Annotated in this window: 18 protein-coding genes, 1 tRNA gene and 1 other RNA gene; 7 read left to right on the top strand and 13 right to left on the bottom strand. The window is 72.0% G+C overall.

Features of this window, described 5'->3' with window-relative positions; genetic code table 11:
* Nucleotides 1-15: 15 nt before the first annotated feature.
* From ABIC29_RS03985 to ABIC29_RS03975, 3 genes are all read right to left on the bottom strand, one after another.
* Entirely contained in the window at nt 16-1,224 is a 1,209-nt protein-coding gene (locus ABIC29_RS03985; RefSeq protein ID WP_116080936.1) for an acetate/propionate family kinase, read from the bottom strand.
* Entirely contained in the window at nt 1,221-3,386 is a 2,166-nt protein-coding gene (gene pta / locus ABIC29_RS03980) for a phosphate acetyltransferase (RefSeq protein WP_116080935.1), read from the bottom strand. The genes ABIC29_RS03985 and pta overlap by 4 nt, the downstream gene beginning before the upstream one ends.
* A gap of 71 nt (nt 3,387-3,457) precedes the next feature.
* The gene (locus ABIC29_RS03975) at nt 3,458-3,868 is read right to left on the bottom strand and encodes a hypothetical protein (RefSeq protein ID WP_354242953.1); all 411 of its coding nucleotides are present in this window, start codon (nt 3,866-3,868) and stop codon (nt 3,458-3,460) included.
* Between the two features lie 28 nt (nt 3,869-3,896).
* Between ABIC29_RS03975 and ffs the strand changes: the two genes are divergently transcribed.
* Nucleotides 3,897-3,993, top strand: an RNA gene (gene ffs / locus ABIC29_RS03970) — signal recognition particle sRNA small type.
* Nucleotides 3,992-4,079, top strand: a tRNA-Ser gene (locus tag ABIC29_RS03965). The genes ffs and ABIC29_RS03965 overlap by 2 nt, the downstream gene beginning before the upstream one ends.
* 80 nt (nt 4,080-4,159) lie before the next feature.
* Here ABIC29_RS03965 and ABIC29_RS03960 read toward each other — a convergent pair.
* Nucleotides 4,160-4,735, bottom strand: coding sequence for an AAA family ATPase (locus ABIC29_RS03960; RefSeq protein WP_354242950.1), 576 nt, complete (start codon nt 4,733-4,735; stop codon nt 4,160-4,162).
* Nucleotides 4,736-4,884: 149 nt separating this feature from the next.
* Between ABIC29_RS03960 and ABIC29_RS03955 the strand changes: the two genes are divergently transcribed.
* Nucleotides 4,885-5,439: a hypothetical protein gene (locus ABIC29_RS03955; protein WP_354242948.1), complete on the top strand. Its 555-nt coding sequence runs from the start codon at nt 4,885-4,887 to the stop codon at nt 5,437-5,439.
* 79 nt (nt 5,440-5,518) lie between these two features.
* Here the strand turns inward: ABIC29_RS03955 and ABIC29_RS03950 are convergent, their stop codons facing one another.
* From ABIC29_RS03950 to ABIC29_RS03935, 4 genes are all read right to left on the bottom strand, one after another.
* Nucleotides 5,519-6,184, bottom strand: coding sequence for a GNAT family N-acetyltransferase (locus ABIC29_RS03950; protein ID WP_354242945.1), 666 nt, complete (start codon nt 6,182-6,184; stop codon nt 5,519-5,521).
* Between the two features lie 56 nt (nt 6,185-6,240).
* Entirely contained in the window at nt 6,241-8,115 is a 1,875-nt protein-coding gene (locus ABIC29_RS03945) for a helicase HerA-like domain-containing protein (protein ID WP_354242942.1), read from the bottom strand.
* Nucleotides 8,116-8,187: 72 nt separating this feature from the next.
* The gene (locus ABIC29_RS03940) at nt 8,188-8,679 is read right to left on the bottom strand and encodes a hypothetical protein (protein ID WP_354242939.1); all 492 of its coding nucleotides are present in this window, start codon (nt 8,677-8,679) and stop codon (nt 8,188-8,190) included.
* A 99-nt stretch (nt 8,680-8,778) separates the two neighbouring features.
* Entirely contained in the window at nt 8,779-9,234 is a 456-nt protein-coding gene (locus ABIC29_RS03935) for an SRPBCC domain-containing protein (RefSeq protein WP_116080928.1), read from the bottom strand.
* Nucleotides 9,235-9,418: 184 nt separating this feature from the next.
* Here ABIC29_RS03935 and ABIC29_RS03930 point away from each other — a divergent pair, with 184 nt between their 5' ends.
* From ABIC29_RS03930 to moaA, 3 genes are all read left to right on the top strand, one after another.
* Nucleotides 9,419-10,348, top strand: a complete 930-nt coding sequence (locus tag ABIC29_RS03930; protein ID WP_354242936.1) for a helix-turn-helix domain-containing protein — start codon at nt 9,419-9,421, stop codon at nt 10,346-10,348.
* Between the two features lie 10 nt (nt 10,349-10,358).
* Complete coding sequence (locus ABIC29_RS03925) at nt 10,359-11,594, top strand: DNA polymerase domain-containing protein (RefSeq protein ID WP_354242934.1); 1,236 nt, start codon at nt 10,359-10,361, stop codon at nt 11,592-11,594.
* Nucleotides 11,595-11,682: 88 nt separating this feature from the next.
* Entirely contained in the window at nt 11,683-12,747 is a 1,065-nt protein-coding gene (gene moaA / locus ABIC29_RS03920; RefSeq protein ID WP_354242931.1) for a GTP 3',8-cyclase MoaA, read from the top strand.
* Here moaA and ABIC29_RS03915 read toward each other — a convergent pair.
* Nucleotides 12,732-13,346: an FMN-binding negative transcriptional regulator gene (locus ABIC29_RS03915; RefSeq protein WP_354242929.1), complete on the bottom strand. Its 615-nt coding sequence runs from the start codon at nt 13,344-13,346 to the stop codon at nt 12,732-12,734. The two genes, moaA and ABIC29_RS03915, sit on opposite strands and share 16 nt — an antisense overlap.
* Nucleotides 13,347-13,386: 40 nt before the next feature.
* Nucleotides 13,387-14,601, bottom strand: a complete 1,215-nt coding sequence (locus ABIC29_RS03910) for a ThiF family adenylyltransferase (protein WP_354242926.1) — start codon at nt 14,599-14,601, stop codon at nt 13,387-13,389.
* Nucleotides 14,602-14,674: 73 nt separating this feature from the next.
* Here ABIC29_RS03910 and ABIC29_RS03905 point away from each other — a divergent pair, with 73 nt between their 5' ends.
* Nucleotides 14,675-14,923 carry a MoaD/ThiS family protein gene (locus ABIC29_RS03905; protein WP_354242923.1) on the top strand — a complete coding sequence of 83 codons (249 nt, stop codon included), beginning with the start codon at nt 14,675-14,677 and terminating at the stop codon, nt 14,921-14,923.
* 104 nt (nt 14,924-15,027) lie between these two features.
* Here ABIC29_RS03905 and ABIC29_RS03900 read toward each other — a convergent pair whose 3' ends face one another.
* The 3 genes from ABIC29_RS03900 to arfA form a co-directional block, all read right to left on the bottom strand.
* Nucleotides 15,028-16,305, bottom strand: a complete 1,278-nt coding sequence (locus ABIC29_RS03900) for an FAD-binding protein (RefSeq protein ID WP_354242920.1) — start codon at nt 16,303-16,305, stop codon at nt 15,028-15,030.
* Between the two features lie 72 nt (nt 16,306-16,377).
* Nucleotides 16,378-17,391 carry an arabinan endo-1,5-alpha-L-arabinosidase gene (locus ABIC29_RS03895; protein WP_116080921.1) on the bottom strand — a complete coding sequence of 338 codons (1,014 nt, stop codon included), beginning with the start codon at nt 17,389-17,391 and terminating at the stop codon, nt 16,378-16,380.
* Entirely contained in the window at nt 17,367-18,878 is a 1,512-nt protein-coding gene (arfA, locus tag ABIC29_RS03890; RefSeq protein ID WP_116082352.1) for an arabinosylfuranosidase ArfA, read from the bottom strand. The genes ABIC29_RS03895 and arfA overlap by 25 nt, the downstream gene beginning before the upstream one ends.
* Between the last annotated feature and the right edge of the window lie 91 nt (nt 18,879-18,969).

Below are 18,969 nucleotides of genomic sequence, written 5' to 3'. Positions count from 1 at the left end.
CCTGCACCCTCGGCGTCAGCCCCGCACGACCTCGAGCGCCTGCCGCGCGATCTCGAGCTCCTCGTTCGTGGGCACCACGAGCACGGCCGTGCGCGAGGCGTCGGTCGAGATGCGCCGCGCGCCGCGTTCGGACGACCGGTTGCGCTCGTCGTCGATCTCGACGCCGAACCCCTCGAGCCCGGCGAGCGCCGCACCGCGCACGGTCGCCGAGTTCTCGCCGACACCCGCCGTGAACACGATCGCGTCGACCCACCCGAGCTGCGCGGCGTAGGCGCCGACGTACGAGCGCAGGCGATGCGCGTACACGTCGAACGCGATGACGGATGCCTCGTCGCCGGCCGCGCGCGCCGCCTCGAGGTCGCGCATGTCGGCGTGCCCGCTCAGGCCGAGCAGACCGCTGCCCGAGTTCAGCAGGCGGTCGGTGGCGTCGGCGTCGAGGCCGGCGCGACGCTGCAGGTGCAGGAGCACGGCGGGGTCGATGTCGCCGGACCGGGTGCCCATGACGAGCCCTTCGAGCGGCGTCATGCCCATGCTCGTATCGACCGAGCGCCCCTCGGCGATCGCGCACGCCGATGCGCCGTTGCCGAGGTGCAGGACGATCAGGCGCAGCTCCTCGACGGGACGTCCGAGGAACTCGGCCGCCGCACGCGAGACGAAGCGGTGCGAGGTGCCGTGGAACCCGTACCGGCGCACGCGGTGCTTCTCGGCGAGCGCGCGGTCGATGGCATACGTGTAGGCGGCGGGCGGCATGGTCTGGTGGAAGGCCGTGTCGAAGACGGCGATGTGCGGCACATCGGGGAACGCGCGCTCGGCTGCGCGGATGCCGGCCAGGTTCGCGGGGTTGTGCAGCGGCGCGAGCACCGACAGCTCGTCGATGTTGATCTTCACGAGGTCGGTGATGACGGTCGGCTCGAAGAACCTGGCTCCGCCCTGCACGACCCGGTGTCCGACGGCGACCGGCGCGTGCTCCTCGAGCGACGGGCCGTGCGACGCGAACGCCTCGAGCATGACCGCGAAGGCGGCGTCGTGGTCTGGTGCCTCGACCGCGGCATCCCACACCGCCGGCTCGCCACCGCCCGGTGTCTCGGCCGTGTGCTTCACGTGGCCGTCGCCCGTGCCGATGCGCTCCACCAGCCCGCCGGCGAGCGGATGCCCCGTCTCGACGTCGAGCAGCTGGTACTTCAGCGAGGAGGAACCCGAGTTGACGACGAGCACGATGCTCATGACGCGTCGGCCGCCTGGATCGCCGTGATCGCCACGGTGTTCACGATGTCCTGCACGAGCGCCCCTCTCGAGAGGTCGTTCACCGGTTTCTTGAGGCCCTGCAGCACGGGGCCGATCGCCACGGCGCCTGCCGAGCGCTGCACGGCCTTGTACGTGTTGTTGCCCGTGTTGAGGTCGGGGAAGATGAACACGGTCGCCCGCCCCGCGACATCCGACTCGGGGAGCTTCGTGCGCGCGACCGCCGCATCGGCGGCGGCGTCGTACTGGATCGGCCCCTCGACCGCCAGCTCGGGCGCTCGCTCCCGCACGATCTCGGTGGCGCGCCGCACCTTGTCGACATCGGCGCCCGAGCCCGACTCGCCGGTCGAGTACGAGAGCATCGCGATGCGCGGCTCGATGCCGAACTGCGCCGCCGTGCGGGCGGACGAGATCGCGATGTCGGCGAGCTGCTCGGCGGTCGGATCGGGAACGACGGCGCAGTCGCCGTAGACGAGCACGCGATCGGCGAGCGCCATGAGGAACACGCTCGAGACGACCTCGACGCCCGGCTTCGTCTTCACGATCTCGAACGCGGGCCGGATGGTGTGGGCCGTGGTGTGGACCGCGCCGGAGACCATGCCGTCGGCGAGTCCGAGCTCGACCATCATCGTGCCGAAGTACGAGACGTCCTGCACGGTGTCGCGGGCCTGCTCGAGCGTGATGCCCTTGTGCGCACGGCGCCGCTGGTATTCCTCGGCGAAGCGGGCGACGTGCACGAAGTCGTGGTTGGAGAGCACCGTGGCTCGCGAGAGGTCGAGGCCGAGGCCGATCGCGCGCGAGCGCACCTCGATCTCCTCGCCGAGGATCGTGAGGTCGGCCACGTCGCGCGTGAGGAGGGTCGCCGCGGCGCGCAGCACGCGGTCGTCGTATCCCTCGGGCAGCACGATGTGCTTGCGGGCGCTGCGGGCGCGCTCGAGCAGGCCGTACTCGAACATGAGCGGGGTCACGACCTCCGGCGCGGCGACGTCGAGCAGGTCGAGCAGCGCCTGCCCGTCGACGTGCTTCTCGAAGAGCGAGAGCGCCGTGTCGCGCTTGCGCTGCGATTCGGCGGCGAGGCGCCCGCGGGTCTGCGTGATCGCCACGGCCGTGTCGTAGCTGCCGAGCGTCGTGCGGATGATCGGCAGGCCGGCGCGCAGGCCCTCGACCAACCGCTCGACCTGCTCGGAGAGCGGGAAGCCGCCGACGAGCACGATGCCCGAGATCGACGGGAAGTTCGCCGAGGCGTGCGCCGTGAGCACCCCGAGCAGCACCTCGCTGCGATCGGCCGGGATGATCACGATGGAACCCTCGATGAGGCGGGTCAGCACGTTCTCCATCGACATCGCCGCGATCACGACGCCGAGCGCCTCGCGGTCGAGCAGGTCGGGATCGCCCGTCGCGAGCTCGCCGTCGACCGCGGCCATGATCGAGCGCACCGACGGCGACACGAGCACCTGGTCTTCGGGGATCGCCCACACGGCGACGGATGCCGCGCCCTCGGCGTCTCGACCGGCCGCCTCGTGCGCGGGCACGCGCTTCATGACGGGCTGCACGGCGGCGACGATCTCGTCGAGCCGCTCGGTGTCGGCCCGGTTGACGACGACGCCGAGCAGCGTGGAGTGCTCGCGCGCGAGCTCCTCGATCGCGAGGTCGGCGAGCTGGGCGACGTCGTCGGGGGTGCGGGCCTCGGCCTGCCCGAGGTGCTCGGCGCGCTGGCGCCCGCCGCCGACGCGGCCGCCGAGCACGAGCAGCACGGGGGCGGCGAGGTTCGCCGCGATGCGGGCGTTGTAGGCCAGCTCGGTGGGGCTGCCGACATCCGTGAAGTCGGAGCCGAGGATCACGACCGCGTCGCAGCGGTGCTCGATCGCCTTGTAGCGGCGCACGATCTCGGCGAGCGCGCCCTCGGGGTCGGCGTGCACGGCGTCGTAGTCGACGCCGATGGCCTCGTCGTAGGCGAGCGGAACGACCGCGTCGTGCGCGAGCAGCAGGTCGAGCACGTAGTCGCGCTCATCGGTGGACCTCGCGATCGGCCGGAAGACGCCGACGCGCGTCGCACGCCTCGTCAGGGTGTCGAGCACCCCGAGGGCCACCGTCGACTTCCCGGTGTTGCCTTCGGCCGAGCAGATGTAGATCCCGTGCGCCACCCTCCAAGCCTATTGGGCGGGGACTCGATGCGGACTGGGAGATTCCCATCGATCGATGACTCGGGGAGCCGTCATGACCTGGTGCTGCGTCGCCCACGCGACGCGCCGACGGCGAACATGGCGCTCGCGGCGACGAGGCTCGTGCTGACCGCCCACGCCCCGAAGAGGCCACGGCCGCTGCGCAGGCCCCAGAGCCCGAAGGCGGACGCCGCGCCGCCGAGCGCGACCATCCCGAGCGAGATGTTGAGGGCGAGGGCGGTGATCTCCCCCGCCGCACCCAGCCCGCTCACGGACGTGTTGCCCTGGAAGACGATGCGCGACGCCCACATCGTGCCCGGCGCGAGCAGCACCAGGCTGGTGCCGGCGAGGCGGAGGGCCGTCGCCGCCGGGTGCTGGAGCCGGGCCGGACGGGTCGGTGGGACGGCGACGACGGGTGCGGACGAGACGTACCTCGCGGCGCGGCATCCGGAGCTCGCGTCCATTTCGGCCCCGCGGCTCGGGTAGACTGTCCGAGGCTCCTCACGTGGCGCCATCCAGGCCAACTCCCCCAGGGCGGAAACGCAGCAAGGGTAACCGGGCTCTGGCGGGTGCGTGAGGGGTCATCAGGAGGATTCGCCTAGTGGCCTATGGCGCACGCTTGGAAAGCGTGTTGGGTGCAAGCCCTCGGGGGTTCGAATCCCCCATCCTCCGCCAGCACGACCGAACGGCCCGATCACATGTGATCGGGCCGTTTCGCATTCCCCGGCTGACCACTCCCGCGGGTGCGTCAGCGGTCAGCCGGCCACGATGCGCGCCTCGGCACGTCGCTCGAGGATCAGGTCGACCGTCGCCTCGACGCTGAGCTCCGAGGAGTCGATCCAGAGCCCGAGTCGCGGCGTCTCGGCACGCACCGCCGTGTCGAAGTCCGCGACCGACCAGTCGCCGTAGCCGCGCTTCGGGCGCGACGCCTCTCGCGCCTCGACGACGTCCGGCCGCGGGGCGAGCACGATCACCGAGAGCGGACGGTGGCGGATCAGGCCGACCATGCGCTCGAGGTCGCCGCCGAGGTAGAGGTCCTGCACGACCGCCGAGATGCCGGCATCGGCATAGGCGTCGGCGACGGTCGCCGCGAGGCGATGCCGCAGCTCGAGTTGCGCCTCGGCCGCCGGACTCAGCGGATTCGACATCTCGGCACGGCCCGAGACGATCATGCGCCGGAATCCGTCGCCGCGAACGTGCGCGGCGCACGGCAGCCGCTCGGCGAGCGCCTGCGCCACGGTGGACTTGCCGGCCGCCATGACGCCGGTGATGAGGAACACCTCGGCGGCCTCGACGCGGGCGTGATTCGGGGCGGCATCGGCGGTCGACATCGGGTCAGCATATGGCCGGACGGCGCGCCGCGGCATCCGTGTCCTCATTAATGCCGAATAGCGCGAGGGGCCGCGTCTCCCGGATGATTTCAGAGATGTCAGCGGCGAAGGTGGATACACGGAGTGGGGACGCAGGGGGCTCCTCCATCGTGGCCGGGGCAGTAAGGGGCGACGGCCTCAGGGTGTACACCCTGAGGCCGCGTCGCACGCTCGGACGCAACATCGGGTTCTCGATCGCGGCCCTCGTGCTGCCGATCCTGGCGACGCAGCTCTGGGTGCTCGATCCGACCGGGGCGTGGTCGCTCGTGGCCTGGGCGGGCGCGATCATCGCCGCCCTGCTCGTGGTCGCGTGGATCTCCTACCAGCGCACGCAGGCGTCGGTCAGCCGGTACGGCATCGTCGAGCGCGGCTTCTTCGGCGGCACGTACACGGTGCCCGCGAGCGACATCGCGACCGTGCTGCGCATCCAGCTCTACCGCGGCAGCAGCCTCGACACCACGCAGGAGCTGTTCGTGGTGAACCGCGCCGGTCGCGGCGTGTTCCGCATGCGCGGACGCTTCTGGAACACCTCGAGCATGGATCGCGTCGCGAAGATCCTCGACGTCGAGGAGATCGTGCGCACCGAGCCCGTGACGCTCGCCGAGCTGCGCGAGACCGACCCGAACCTGCTCTACTGGTTCGAGCGCCGGTCGCTCACGCGCTGACCAGGGATCTCGAGACGCGCTGTGCGCCCACGGCCAGGTGCTGGTCTCGAGACCCGTCGCGCTCCACGATCGGCGGCGCCTACCGGGTCGTCGAGATGCCGAGCAGCGGGGAGTCCGGCGTGTGCGCGGCGAGCTCGTGGAACCCGAGGCGGTCGTAGAACGCCCGCGCACTCGTGTTGTTCGGGTCCATGCTGAGGTGCACGCCCGGCACGCCGCGTTCGGCGAGCGCGTCACGGAGGGTGTCGATGAGCCGGCGTCCGAAGCCCTTGCCCTGCAGCTCGGGCAGCAGGTCGATGTGCAGGTGCGCGGGGTACTGCCCCAGCTCGGCGATGCGCATGCGCTCGGGGTCGGCGCCCGCCTTCAGCAGGTCGGCCTCGGTGAAGCTCGGCGCGTGCGCGGTGGCCGGGCCGGGCGACGGATGCCGCGACGTGAAGCCGGGCGTCCACTCGCGCTTCCACCAGTCGATGAAGTCCGCCGTGTCGGCGACACCGATGATGTAGCCGATCGCGCGCCCGGCGCCGTCGTCGACGACGAACGCGAGGTCGGGCGCGTAGGTCGCGTAGGGCAGCGCGAACACCTCGGGCATGAGCGAGTCGTCGGAGTAGACGCCGCTGGCGTCGGTGCCGCCCGAGGCCGTGAGCAGGCAGATGCGCGCGACGTCGGCCCGGTCTTCGGGGCGGTAGCTCCGGATGAACGGATGCCGCGTCGCGGCGGCGGCGGCTTCGGCAGGCGACTGTTCGGGCACGAACGGTGAGCCTACGGCATCCGTCCGCCCCGAACCTGACCCGCCGACGCGGGCGCTCACCTTCGGCGCCGCGTGCCGAAGATGCCCTGCACGACGCTCGTGAGCACGTCGCGCGTGGCCTTCGATCCGAGCACCTGCTCGAGCACCGACGCGTCCTTGCGCGAGGTGCTCGTGCTGCGCGACGAGCCGGATCGCGAGCTGCTCGACGTGCCGGACGTGCGCTTCATCATCCGGTCGTACTCGGCCTGCGCGGCCTTCTCCTCCTTGGCGCGCTGCCTGTCGACGGCGGCCTGCTGCTTGGCGAGCTCGGCGTCGGACTTCGCCTTCGCGGCCGCGTCCTCGGCGGCCTGCGCCGCGGCCGCCGCGGCGTTCATCTTCGCGGTGAGGATCTCGTGCGCGGACTCGCGGTCGACGGCCGCGCCGTACTTCGCCTGCAGCGGCGAGGCCGCGACGGCGGCGTCGATCGCGGCATCCGTCGTCGGCGACATGAGCGCCTGCGGTGCGCGCAGTCGGGTCCAGGCGACGGGGCTCGGCGCGCCCTTCTCGTTCATGACCGTGACGATCGCCTCGCCGGTGCCGAGCGTGGTCAGCACCTCCTCGAGGGCGTAGCCCGACTTCGGGTAGGTCGACACGGTGGCCCTCAGCGCCTTCGCGTCGTCGGGCGTGAAGGCGCGCAGCTGGTGCTGCACGCGCGACCCGAGCTGCGCGAGCACGTCGGCCGGGACGTCCTTGGGGGTCTGCGTCACGAAGAAGATGCCCACGCCCTTCGAGCGGATGAGGCGCACGGTCTGCACGACCTGCTGCAGGAAGTCCTTCGACGCGTCGGCGAAGAGCAGGTGCGCCTCGTCGAAGAAGAACACGAGCTTCGGCTGGTCGAGGTCGCCGACCTCGGGCAGGTCGTTGAAGAGGTCGGCGAGCAGCCACATCAGGAACGTCGAGTAGAGCGCGGGCTTGTCGGCGACGCCGGGCACCTCGAGCAGGCTCACGATGCCGCGCCCGTCGGGTGCGATGCGCAGGAACTCGGCGGTGTCGATCTCGGGTTCGCCGAAGAACGCGTCGGCGCCCGCCTCGGCGAACGCGACGAGCTCGCGCAGGATCACGCCGACCGTGGCCTTCGAGAGCCCGCCGAGTCCCTCGAGCTCGCCCTTGCCCGCTGCGCTCGTGAGGTACTGCAGCACGGCCCGGAGGTCCTCGAGGTCGAGCAGCGCGAGCCCCTGGTTCTCGGCGTAGTGGAACACGAGTCCGAGACTCGACTCCTGCGTGTCGTTGAGGCCGAGCACCTTGCTGAGCAGCAGCGGTCCGAAGCCGGCGACCGTCGCCCGGATCGGCACGCCCTTGCCGATGCCCCCGAGCGAGAAGAACTCCACCGGGAAGGATGCCGCCTCCCACGCCTGCCCGATGCCGGCGGTGCGCTTCAGCAGCTTCTCGTTGCCCTCACCGGGGGTCGCGATGCCCGACAGGTCGCCCTTGATGTCGGCGGCGAACACGGCGACCCCGTTCGCGGCGAGCTGCTCGGCGAGCACCTGGAGCGTGCGGGTCTTACCCGTGCCGGTCGCGCCGGCGACGAGCCCGTGCCGGTTGGTCATCGCGAGCGGGATCCGCACCTGCACATCGGGCAGGGCCTCGCCGTTCACGAGCGCGCCCATCTCGAGCGCGGCGCCCTCGAACGTGTACCCCGAGCGGATGCCGGCGACGCCGTCGGCGTCGAGCGGCCCGTCGGCGGTGGGTGCGGGCGCAGCCGCGGCCGCTGGAGCAGATGCACCGGCATCGGCATCCGCCGCCTGCTGCTGCGCGTCGACCGCGGCCTGCGCGAGCGCCGCCGCCTCCTCCGCCTTGCGGATCGCCTCCTGCGCCCGAGCCTGCAGCGCCTCCGCCGCCTCGGCGGCTGCCGCCGCCGCTTCCTGTGCCTGCTTGACCGCGTCGTCCCCCATGGGCTCGATCCTAGCCACGGGGTCGCCGCCGATCTCGGAACCCATCGATCGCGACATCCGCACGACGGCGGGCTAGAACTTCAGCTTCGCGTTCGGCCGCAACCGTACGGGCTTCGCGATGCCGAGCCGCGACATCCGCACCGCAGAGTTCACGTAGAGGCATGCGAACGCCGCGAACGTGACCGTGCCCTCCACCGTGGTCGACAGCGCGTCCGCACGCACCTCGAAGGCGGGCGCGCCGACGAGGGCCAGCACGATCCCGAGCAGGCCCATCGTGGCCGAAACGGCGAACAGGATGCCGAGCCGACGACTCAGCGTCGGCCAGGCGGTCATGCGCCACCACTGACGAGGCGGTTCGACCGGCTCGTCGGCGCCGCGGAAGATGCGCACGGCGAGCGCGAACGGCACGAAGGTCGTCAGGAGGTTGACGAGCGTGATCACGATCGCCGGGGCACCGGTCGAACGGACGAGGTCCGCCACCACGTACCCGGCGATCCACGCGACCGCGATGTAGAGCACCTTGAACTCCCAGCGCACGATCCGGAAGTCGAGGATCCGCCGCATGATCGCTCCCTGGTGCTCGTCCCGGCTCCGACGTCGTCACCGGGTGGTCGCCTCAACCTACTGCAGCGGCCGTCCGCCCACGCGCAGCACACGGCCCGCTCAGGACGGGAACGGCAGCGCGCGGCCCGTCTCGATCCACGATTTGAAGCTCGAGAGCACGAGCGGCCAGGTGCCGGCCGTCTCGGCCTCGGCCGGGTGCGCGTCACTCCACTGGTCGTTCGTGAAGGTGAGCTTCGTGAGGCCGTCGCCAGCGCCCTCGAGGCGCCAGGTCATGCGGCTCGTGAGCTCGGCGTGGTTCTCGCGATAGGTCGGCCCGGGGTGCTCGGTGAGCTGCAGCAGCGCGCCGGGCTCGGCCTCCAGCACCTCGCCGTAGACGTGCACGGTCTCGTCGCCGTCCTGCCCGGGGCCGACGTACTCGTACCGGCTGCCGGGGGTCAGCTCGCCGCGCAGCGCCGATCCCCACATCACGGCGCGGCTGCCCTCCTCTCCCGTGATCGCGTCCCACACGCGCTGGGGCCCGGCGGCGATGTACAGGGTCATCTCGAAGTCGCTCATGGTCTCCTCCTCGTCGGCGTCACGACCGGTCGTGGTGACGGGTTCCGGTGACCTCGGTCACGCTACGGATGCCGCGGGCGGGCGTCTTGAACAAACGCGACGCCGATGGGTGGCGGCCCGGCCGTCCGCGTGGGGCGGCCCGACCCACGCGGCGCACGTCGGCGGTGCTGGCCATACTTGGGGCATGCAGCAGGGCGGGCCGACGGGCGACGACTACTGGCGCTCGCGCGCCGGCGCGGCCGTGAAGGGCGTGCTCGCGGGGCCCGCCGGCGAGCCCGGCATCGCCCCGCTCGCCGAGGCGGCGGCCGAGCAGGCGGCATCGTCGGCCGCTCCCGTGCGACTCGCCCGCCATGCCGTGAGCACCGACCTGGCTCCGCTCGTGCGGCACGTCTGGATCCCTCGCTGGCGTCTGCCGCCTGGCGTCGTGATCGAGCAGGGCGTGCTCGAGTACCCGTCGGCGAACCTCGTGATCGACGCGACCTCCGCGGCGCTGCACGGGCCGGCCCTCGGGCGCGGGTTCCAGCGGCTCGAGGGCGAGGGTTCGGCGTTCGGCGCACTGCTGCAACCCGGGGTCGCGCACGGCCTCGCACCCCGTTCCATGAGCGCGCTCATCGGGTCGACGGCGCCGCTCGACGAGCTGCGTGGCGTCGATGCCGCGAGCGCCGCCACGCTCGTCGCCGACATCCGCTCGGCGCTCTCCGCCGGCGACGACGCGGGCGCGATCGAGGTGTTCGAGGGCTGGCTGCGCAGCCTGCACCTCACGCTCGGGGCCGACGCAGAGCTGCTCCGCCGCATCGTCGAGCTCGCCGAGACCGATCGCACGATCCTGCGGGCCGAACACCTCGCCGACGCGACGGGGCTCGGCCTCCGAGCGCTGCAGCGCCTCGTGCGCGAGCAGCTCGGGCTGACGCCCAAGTGGCTCATCGGCCGATACCGCATGCAGGAGGCGGCCCAGGCGCTCGCGGCGCCCGACGCTCCCCCGCTGGCGGACCTCGCCGCGTCGCTCGGCTTCGCCGACCAGGCGCACTTCTCGCGTCAGTTCCGCGCGGTCATCGGCGAGACGCCCCGCCGGTACGCGCTCGCCGCCCTGTCGCAGGGCGGGCGCGCGCCATAGTGTGGATCCCGTGAGTCCTTCGAAGGGCGAGGCCACGACGATCGAGGTCGACGGGCACGAGGTGCGCATCTCGAGCCCGGGCAAGGTCGTGTTCCCCGAACCGGGCATCACCAAGCTCGACCTCGTGCACTACTACCTCGCCGTCGCCGACGGGGCGTTGCGAGGTGCCGGCGGGCGCCCGATGGTGCTGAAGCGCTTCGTGAAGGGCATCGGCGCCGAGGCGTTCTTCCAGAAGCGCGTGCCCGAGAACCACCCCGACTTCGTCGACGCCGCGACGCTGCACTACGCGCGGGGCACCTCGGCCGAAGAGGCGGTGATCCGCAACCGGGCGGCGCTCGCCTGGGTCGTGAACCTCGGATGCCTCGACCTGAACCCGCACCCCGTGCGCGCCGAGGACCTCGAGCACCCCGACGAGCTGCGCGTGGACCTCGATCCCATGCCCGGCGTCGAATGGGCGCAGATCATCGACGTCGCCATGGTGGCCCGCGCGGTGCTCGAAGACCACGGACTCGTCGGCTGGCCGAAGACGTCCGGGTCGCGCGGCCTGCACATCAACGTGCGCATCGAGCCGAGGTGGGACTTCCGCGAGGTGCGGCTCGCCGCCGAGACGCTCGCGCGCGAGGTCGAGAATCGTGCACCCGGCATGGCCTCGGCCCGCTGGTGGAAGGAGGAGCGCGGCGAGAGCGTGTTCGTCGACTTCAACCAGAACGCGAAGGATCGCACCGTGGCATCCGCCTACTCGGTGCGCCCGCTGCCAGACGCGCGCGTGTCGACCCCGCTCGACTGGAGCGAGGTGCGCGAGTCCCGCCCCGAGCGCTTCACGGTGGCCACCGTGCTCGAGCGGTACGCCGAACGCGGCGACGCGGCATCCGGCATCGACGAGCCCGGCGCCATCGGGAGCCTCGACCGACTGCTGCGCCTCGCCGAGGAGCTCGGCCCCGCCGAGAAGCCGCCCTCCGCGAAGGACGGCTCCGGCAGGCGGTCGTCGACCATGCCGCTCATCGAGATCGCGCGCACGAAGACGAAGCCCGAGGCGCTCGAGGCGCTCGAGCGGTGGAAGGCGAAGCACCCAGAGGTCGTCGAGCAGCTGCATCCGGCCGACGTGCTCGTCGACGGCATGCGCGGGTCGAGCTCGCTCTGGTACCGCATCCGCGTGAACCTGCAGCACGTGCCGGAGGCCGAGCGCCCCCCGCAGGGCGAGCTCGAGGCGGACTACGACCCCTGGGCCGGTCGCACCTGGGAGTAGGCCGCTCGGAGTCCGCCCGCCTGGGCGCACCGCTCGCCCGAGGCATCCGCACCCCGGTGTTAGCGTTGACGCCACGGAAGGGGATGCGATGACGAGCACGGCGATGCGTCTGCCCTCGACCGGGCGGCTCGCCGACGTGCGCGACCGGCCCCTGCGCGACCTCCGCATCTCGGTCACCGACCGGTGCAACTTCCGCTGCGTGTACTGCATGCCCAAGGCGGTGTTCGGGCGCGACTACGCGTTCCTCGACCGCGACGAGCTGCTGAGCTTCGAGGAGATCACCCGCATCGCGCGCGTCGCCGCCGCGCACGGCGTCGAGAAGCTTCGGCTCACCGGCGGCGAGCCGCTGCTGCGACGCGGGCTCGAGGAGCTCATCGCGCAGCTCGCCGAACTGCGCACGCCAGACGGCCGACCCCTCGAGATCGCCCTGACGACGAACGGGTCGGCGCTCGCGATGAAGGCCGCCTCGTTGAAGGCCGCGGGGCTCACGCGCGTCACGGTGTCGCTCGACTCGCTCGACGACGAGCTGTTCCAGGCGATGAACGACGTGCGGTTCCCGGTCGGGCGCGTGCTCGACGGCATCCAGGCCGCCCACGAGGCAGGCCTCGGCCCGGTCAAGGTGAACATGGTCGTCAAGCGCGGGCTGAACGACCACGAGATCCTGCCGATGGCCGAGTACTTCAAGGGCACCCCGTTCACGCTGCGCTTCATCGAGTACATGGATGTCGGCACGTCGAACGGGTGGGAGCTCGGCGAGGTCGTGCCCTCGGCCGAGATCGTCGAGCGCATCGGCGAGCGGATGCCGCTGGCCGCCGTCGGCGCGACGGCACCCGGCGAGACGGCCGCCCGCTGGCGCTACCTCGACGGCGGCGGCGAGATCGGCGTGATCTCGAGCGTCACGCAGGCCTTCTGCGGCAGTTGCAACCGGGCCCGGATCTCGACCGAGGGACGCCTCTTCACCTGTCTGTTCGCCTCGGAGGGCCACGACCTGCGCGCCCTGCTGCGCGGTGGCATCGACGACGACGACCTGGCCGACGCGATGGGCGCGATCTGGGGCGCGCGCGACGACCGCTACTCCGAGGTGCGCGCGACCCTCACGCCCGAACTGCGCGCCGCGCGGCCCAAGGTCGAGATGAGCTACATCGGCGGCTGAAGCGGGTGCACTCGGCGCATCTCGTCGGCAAGACCCGGGTTGCGCTCGTCGAGGTTGGCGATCACGTTCGCCGCGACATCCGGAGCCTTGTTCTGGCTCAGTTTCGCCCTCGCGTCGAAGCGGTCGACGCGCATGCGCAGGCCGACCGTGCCCTTCGCCACGCGACGGGTCCCGGCCTCGTCGTCGGCGAGGCTGCGGCCGCCGACCCGGTCATGCTCGAAGTGGTCGGTGAGCCGGCCGAGCATCGCGTAGTTCTCGTCGTCGCCCAGGATCTCGGGGGTGCCGTACAGGTGGGCGGTGACGTGGTTCCAGGTCGGGATGACCTCGCCCGGTGCGTACCAGCTCGGCGACACGTAGTCGTGCGGGCCCTGGATGATCACGAGCACCTCGTGCGAGCCGAGCTCGTGCAGCACCTCGTCTGGCCGCCCGAAGTGGCTGATGATCGTGATGCCGTCGGCCTCCTCGTCGAGGATGGCCGGGTAGTGCGACGCCACGAGTCCCGTGCTCGCGGGCGACACGAACGTGGCCCAGGCGTTGGCGCGGATGAGGCGCTTCACCTCGTCGGGGTCGGTCATCAGGTAGTGGGGGGTGTGGCGCATGCGTTCGGTCCTCCGGATGGGGGCGGGGCGGGCGTTCGGCTCAGCGCTGCACGAGGTCGTCGGCGACGCTCGCGAAGCGGTCGATGCCGCCCACGAGGAAGACGACGTCCTCGTGCCCGCGCGCGAGCAGCAGGCGCGCGGCGCGGCGCGAACGGAGGTCCTGCTCGCAGTAGACGACGAGCGTGCCGACGCCGGCCGGAGGCTCCCCGCCGGCCGCGAGCTCGCCGAGCGGCAGCAGCGCACTCCCCCGGATACGGCGCAGCTCGGCCTCCGCCGGCTCGCGGACGTCGAGCAGGCGCACCGGCTCGCCGCCGCGCACCCGGGCGAGCAGGTCGGCGGCGGTGACCCCACGCGGCGCGGACGCAGCGGCGAGCGGGGCGGCCGCGACATCCGCCGTCGCGCTCGTCGGCTCGGACGCGAGCCCGCAGAACACCTCGTAGTCGATGAGCGACGTGATCTCGGGGGCATCCGCGATCGCCTGGTAGGTGATCTCGCGCGAGCGGCCCGAGAGCGCGTCGACGGTCGTGACCCGACCGAGGAGCGGCTCGCCGACGCCCGTGACGACCTTCACGACCTCGGTCGCCATGAGCGCGCCGACGAGCGCGCAGACGCTCGGCAGCACGCCGCCCTGCTCGCAGGAGAGCACCTCGTCGGGCGACGGGGGCACCGGGAAGAGGTCGCGGTAGGTCGGGCCGAACTCGCGCCACGAGACGCCGACCTGCCCGTGGAAGCGGAGGATCGAGCCCCAGACCAGCGGGATGCCGGCGAGCACCGCCGCGTCGTTCGCGAGGTACCTCGTCGGGAAGTTGTCGCTGCCGTCGACGAGCAGGTCGTAGTCGGCGAGCAGGTCGCGCAGGTTCGCCGAGGTCAGGCGCTCCGGGTGCCGCACGACCCGGCATTCGGGATCGATCGCCGCGACCGTGTCGGCGAGCGAGTCGACCTTCGCACGGCCGAGGTCGGCGACACCGTGGCTCACCTGCCGGTGCAGGTTCGACAGTTCGACGGTGTCGTCGTCGGCGATGCCGATCGTGCCGACGCCGCTGCCCGCGAGGTACGGCACGAGGGCGCTGCCGAGGCCGCCCGCGCCGATGACGAGCACTCGGGCCGCACCGAGCCGGCGCTGCGCGAGCTCGCCGAACCCGGGCAGCATCAGCTGCCGGCTGAACCGCGAGACGCGCTCGGCCGTGAGCGGCGGCCCGGGCGGCACGAGCGGGCCGGGACGCGCGGGGGCCTGTGATGGCGACACCGGATCCATGCTGCAATCCTCGCACGGTGGGCGACACCCTGGCCCGGCGAGGCGGCCTCCGACGCGGGCTAGCATCGAAGCCATGACCGCCGTGACCGTCCGCTACTTCGCCGCCGCCGCAGATGCGGCCGGGCGCGAGGAGGAGCTGCTCGAGCTCGACGGCTCGCCGACGGTCGGCGACCTTCGCGACCTGCTCCTCGTCCGGTACGGCGCGCCCATGGAGCGCGTGCTGCGATCGGGCTCGTTCCTCGTCGGCGGGCGCGTCGAACGCGACCCTGCCACGGAGCTCTCGGAACGGGTCGACATCCTGCCGCCCTTCGCGGGCGGGTAGGTCGGCATCGACGTCGCGGCCGAGCCGGTGGCGCGCGCGGCATCAGCGCCGCGCGGCATCAGCGCCGCACGGCCGCCGCGCCGATGCCGTCTCCGCGCCCCGCGTCAGAGCCCGAGCCGCTCCAGGAATCCGTTGCGGAACACGCCGTTCGGGTCGAGTCGCGCCCGGAGCCCGGCGAAGTCGTGCCATCGGGGGTAGAGCTGCGGCATCCGCTCGACGGCATCGGCGGGATCGAAGAGCTTGCCCCAGTGCGGGCGCGCGTCGAACGGGGCGAGCGCGGCCTGCAGGCGCGGCAGCAGCGCCTCGACGGCCGGCTGGTCGGGCAGCCATGTGAAGTGGATGCCGACGGCATCGTGGCCGTACGCGGGCGACAGCCAGAGCGTGTCGGCGGCGACCGTGCGGATCTCGCACACCTGCAGCAGCGGTGCGATCGACGAGGCGAGCGACCGCACGACGCGCAGCGCCTCGGCGGCCCGCGTCCGCGACACGAGGAACTCCGACTGCAACTCGTCGCCGTTCGACGGGGTGAACGCGAGCTTGAAGTGCGGCAGCCGCTCGAACCACGACCCGGGCAGGCCCAGCTGATCGGTGCAGTGCTCGGCCGAGACGTCGGGCAGCGGGTGCCGCTTCACGGTCGCCGGCCCCGCCCCCATGGCCGCGAGCGCGGCGGGAAGGGCATCGGATGCCGCGGCATCCGTTCGCCGCTTGAGCCACAGCTGGTCGATCACGTCGGGGTCACGCCAGGTCGTGAACAGGCTCGTCGATGCGGCGAGCCCCGTGACGGCGTCGAGGTCGGCCAGGACCGCGTCGAGCGGGAGGCGCTCGAACACCGTCTGCGCGACGTCGTACGTCGGCTCGATGTCCAGCTCGAGGGCGGTGACGATGCCGAGCGCGCCGAGCGCGACCACGGCGCCGTCGAAGTCTGGGTCGCCGCGGCGGAGCGCGAGCGTCGAGCCGTCGGCCGTGACGAGCTCGATCGCGGCGACGGCGGCCGCCAGGGATCCGAGGCGGTCGCCAGACCCGTGCGTGCCCGTCGCGACCGCGCCGGCCACGGAGATGTGCGGCAGCGAGGCGAGGTTCGCGAGCGCCCAGCCGTGGCGGTCGAGCACCTCGGCGAGTTCGCCGTACCGCAGGCCGGCAGAGACGCGGACCGCTCGCGCCGTCTCGTCGACATCGACCGTCACGGGCAGGCCGCCGGTCTCGATCGCGAGCCCCTCGGTGTCCGCGATGCGGTTGAACGAGTGGCGCGACCCGAGCGCGCGCACGCGCGTGCCGTCGTGCGCGGTCGCCGCGACGAGCTCGGCGAGCCCGTCGACCGTGTCCGGCCGTGCGAAGCGGCGCGCGCCGTACGCGAGGTTGCCGGCCCAGTTGCGTTCGGTCATCGTGCTCCTGTCGTCATGCGCCACGCGGATGCCGCTGCGCCGCTGCGGATGCCGCGGTGCAGCGGGCCCGCCTCACCACCGTACGACGGGCCAGCCCTCGTCGTCCCAGTCGATGCTCGCCAGTGCGAGCCGGAACGCCCCGCCGGCATCGGCGTCGTAGTAGTGGAACGCCAGCACGCCGTCGGCCACGGACTGCCCTCCGGGGCCCACGCGGGCGCCGTCGGTCTCGAGCAGCGGCGTGCCGCCGTCCTCGAGCAGCGGCACGCCGTCGCGATCGAGGAACGGCCCGGTCGCGGCATCCGCTCGGCCGACCGCGATGTTGTACGTGCTCTTCGCGCCCTGGCAGCAGGCGTCGCGCGACACGAGGAGGAACCAGTCGCCGTCGTGCTCGACGAGGTACGGCGCCTCGATCGCGTTCGGCGGCGCACCGCGGTCGGCGATGCGCAGCGGCTCGGCGTCGTCGGCGCGCAACCCGGTCGGCCACGAGAGCTCGACCATGCGGATGCCGCTCCAGAACGAACCGAAGGCCATCCACGGGGTGCCCTGCTCGTCGACGACGACGCCGGGATCGATCGCGTTGAAGTCGTCGGCCGTGGTCGACCCGATGACCGCGCCGCCGTCGACCCACTCGAAGTCGGGGTCGTCGGGGTCGAGCGTCGTGTTCGTCGCGACCGCGATGAGCGAGGTGTTCCTGCCGAACCGCGAGGCGGAGTAGTACAGGTACCAGGTGCCGTCGTGCTCGACGAGCTCTGGCGCCCAGAGGTTGTCGACGCCCTTCACGGCATCGGTGAGCCACTCGGGCTTCTCGTCCCAGACCTCGCCCTCGTATCGCCAGGCCTTGCCGTCGGACGACGAGCGGATCTGGATGTTGCCGTCGGCGACGGTGCCGTTGCCGGTCGAGTAGACCCACCACGTGCCGTCATCGTCGCGCGCGAGCGCCGGGTCGTGGGTCGCGAGGTCGCCGGAGGCCTCCCACACGCCGCCGCCCGCGCTGCACGCGGTCAGGCCCCCGAGGAGACCCACCGCGAGCAGCGCGGCCGCGACGCGGGACGTCGCCCCGCTCAGCCGAGCGAGAGCGCCGACCACGACACGGGCGGCAGGGTGATGGTGAGTTCGCCGCCGTCGATCGCGACCGAGTCATTTGCACGCGGGGCGACGCGCTCGGGCTGCTCGAGCGTGTTCTTGGCGTACACGTCGTCGTCGCTGAGGGTGTGCGACTCGAGCACCGAGACCTCGCCGAGGCCCGAGACGTCGACCGTCACGGTGAGCGCCTCGGTCTGCGAGCGGTTCACGAGGAACACCGCGGAGCGACCGGTCTCGGCGTCGTGCGTGGCGACCGCGTCGACGAGCGGCACCTCGCCGTACGCCTTCGTCGAGAACGTCGGCGCGTCGAGCTTCAGCTCGAGCGCCTCGCCCTGCGCGAGGCGCGAGGTGATCGAGAACGGGAAGAAGGTGGTCTGGCGCCAGGCGATGCCGCCGGGCTCGGTCATGATCGGCGCGATCACGTTGACGAGCTGCGCGAGCGAGGCGCTCGTCACCCGGTCGGCGTGCTTCAGCAGCGAGATCATGAGGTTGCCGAAGACGACCGCGTCGGCGACGGAGTAGACGTCCTCGAGCAGGCGCGGGGCGACGGGCCAGTTGTCGAGGCCCTCGATCTTGTCGACGCCGTGGAACCGCTCGATGTACCAGACGTTCCACTCGTCGAACGAGATGTTGATGCTCTTCGAGCTGCCGTTCACGGCCTTCACGTGGTCGGCCGTCGCGACGACGGACTCGATGAAGTGGTCCATGTCGACCGCCGACGCGAGGAACGAGCCGAGATCCCCGTCGCGCTCCTCGTAGTACGCGTGGCACGAGATGTAGTCGACGTCCTCGTAGGCGTGCGTGAGCACGACGCGCTCCCACTCGCCGAAGGTCGGCATGTGCGCGCTCGACGAGCCGCAGACCACGAGCTCCACCGACGGGTCGAGCTGGCGCATCGCCTTCGCCGTCTGGCTCGCGATCTTGCCGTAGTCTTCGGCCGAACGGTGGCCGAGCTGCCATGGGCCGTCCATCTCGTTGCCGAGGCACCACATCTTCACGCCGAACGCGTCGGTGCGGCCGTTGTCGATGCGCAGCTGCGAGAGCGCCGTGCCGCTGGCGATGTTCGTGTACTCGAGCAGGTCGAGCGCCTCGAGGGTGCCGCGCGTGCCCAGGTTGACGGCGAGCATCAGGTCGCTGCCGACCTTGTCGAGCCAGCCCTGGAACTCGTGCAGGCCGACCTCGTTCGTCTCGGTCGAGTGCCAGGCGAGGTCGAGGCGGCGCGGACGCTGCTCGCGCGGCCCGACCGAGTCCTCCCAGCGGAAGCCCGACACGAAGTTGCCGCCCGGGTAGCGGATGGTCGAGACGCCGAGCTCCTTCACGAGCTCGACGACGTCGGAACGGAAGCCCTCGGCATCCGCCAGCTCGTGACCGGGCTCGTAGATGCCGTCGTAGACGTGGCGGCCGAGGTGCTCGACGAACCCGCCGAAGACGCGGCGATCGATGCGGCCGACCGCGAAGTGCGGGTCGACGGTGAGGCGTGCGGAGGTCATGATGCTCATTTCAGGTCTGAGGCTCGAGAGATCGAGGCGTGGAGATCGAGAGGTCGAGAAATCGGGGAGGTCGGGGTCCGGATGCCGCGGC

The sequence above is a fragment of the Agromyces sp. PvR057 genome, assembly GCF_040547485.1.
In the GTDB taxonomy this organism is placed as follows: Bacteria; Actinomycetota; Actinomycetes; order Actinomycetales; family Microbacteriaceae; genus Agromyces.
The sequence above is the reverse complement of the archived record's forward strand: the minus strand, read 5'-3'. Positions and strand labels throughout refer to the sequence as shown.

What these genes read in the sequence shown, in the direction of transcription:
- ABIC29_RS03985 (WP_116080936.1), bottom strand. Translation starts at nt 1,224, where the DNA reads ATGAGCATCGTGCTCGTCGTCAACTCGGGTTCCTCCTCGCTGAAGTAC.
- ABIC29_RS03975 (WP_354242953.1), bottom strand. Translation starts at nt 3,868, where the DNA reads ATGGACGCGAGCTCCGGATGCCGCGCCGCGAGGTACGTCTCGTCCGCA.
- ABIC29_RS03960 (WP_354242950.1), bottom strand. Translation starts at nt 4,735, where the DNA reads ATGTCGACCGCCGATGCCGCCCCGAATCACGCCCGCGTCGAGGCCGCC.
- ABIC29_RS03945 (WP_354242942.1), bottom strand. Translation starts at nt 8,115, where the DNA reads ATGGGGGACGACGCGGTCAAGCAGGCACAGGAAGCGGCGGCGGCAGCC.
- ABIC29_RS03940 (WP_354242939.1), bottom strand. Translation starts at nt 8,679, where the DNA reads ATGCGGCGGATCCTCGACTTCCGGATCGTGCGCTGGGAGTTCAAGGTG.
- ABIC29_RS03935 (WP_116080928.1), bottom strand. Translation starts at nt 9,234, where the DNA reads ATGAGCGACTTCGAGATGACCCTGTACATCGCCGCCGGGCCCCAGCGC.
- ABIC29_RS03930 (WP_354242936.1), top strand. Translation starts at nt 9,419, where the DNA reads ATGCAGCAGGGCGGGCCGACGGGCGACGACTACTGGCGCTCGCGCGCC.
- moaA (WP_354242931.1), top strand. Translation starts at nt 11,683, where the DNA reads ATGACGAGCACGGCGATGCGTCTGCCCTCGACCGGGCGGCTCGCCGAC.
- ABIC29_RS03915 (WP_354242929.1), bottom strand. Translation starts at nt 13,346, where the DNA reads ATGCGCCACACCCCCCACTACCTGATGACCGACCCCGACGAGGTGAAG.
- ABIC29_RS03910 (WP_354242926.1), bottom strand. Translation starts at nt 14,601, where the DNA reads ATGGATCCGGTGTCGCCATCACAGGCCCCCGCGCGTCCCGGCCCGCTC.
- ABIC29_RS03905 (WP_354242923.1), top strand. Translation starts at nt 14,675, where the DNA reads ATGACCGCCGTGACCGTCCGCTACTTCGCCGCCGCCGCAGATGCGGCC.
- ABIC29_RS03900 (WP_354242920.1), bottom strand. Translation starts at nt 16,305, where the DNA reads ATGACCGAACGCAACTGGGCCGGCAACCTCGCGTACGGCGCGCGCCGC.
- arfA (WP_116082352.1), bottom strand. Translation starts at nt 18,878, where the DNA reads ATGACCTCCGCACGCCTCACCGTCGACCCGCACTTCGCGGTCGGCCGC.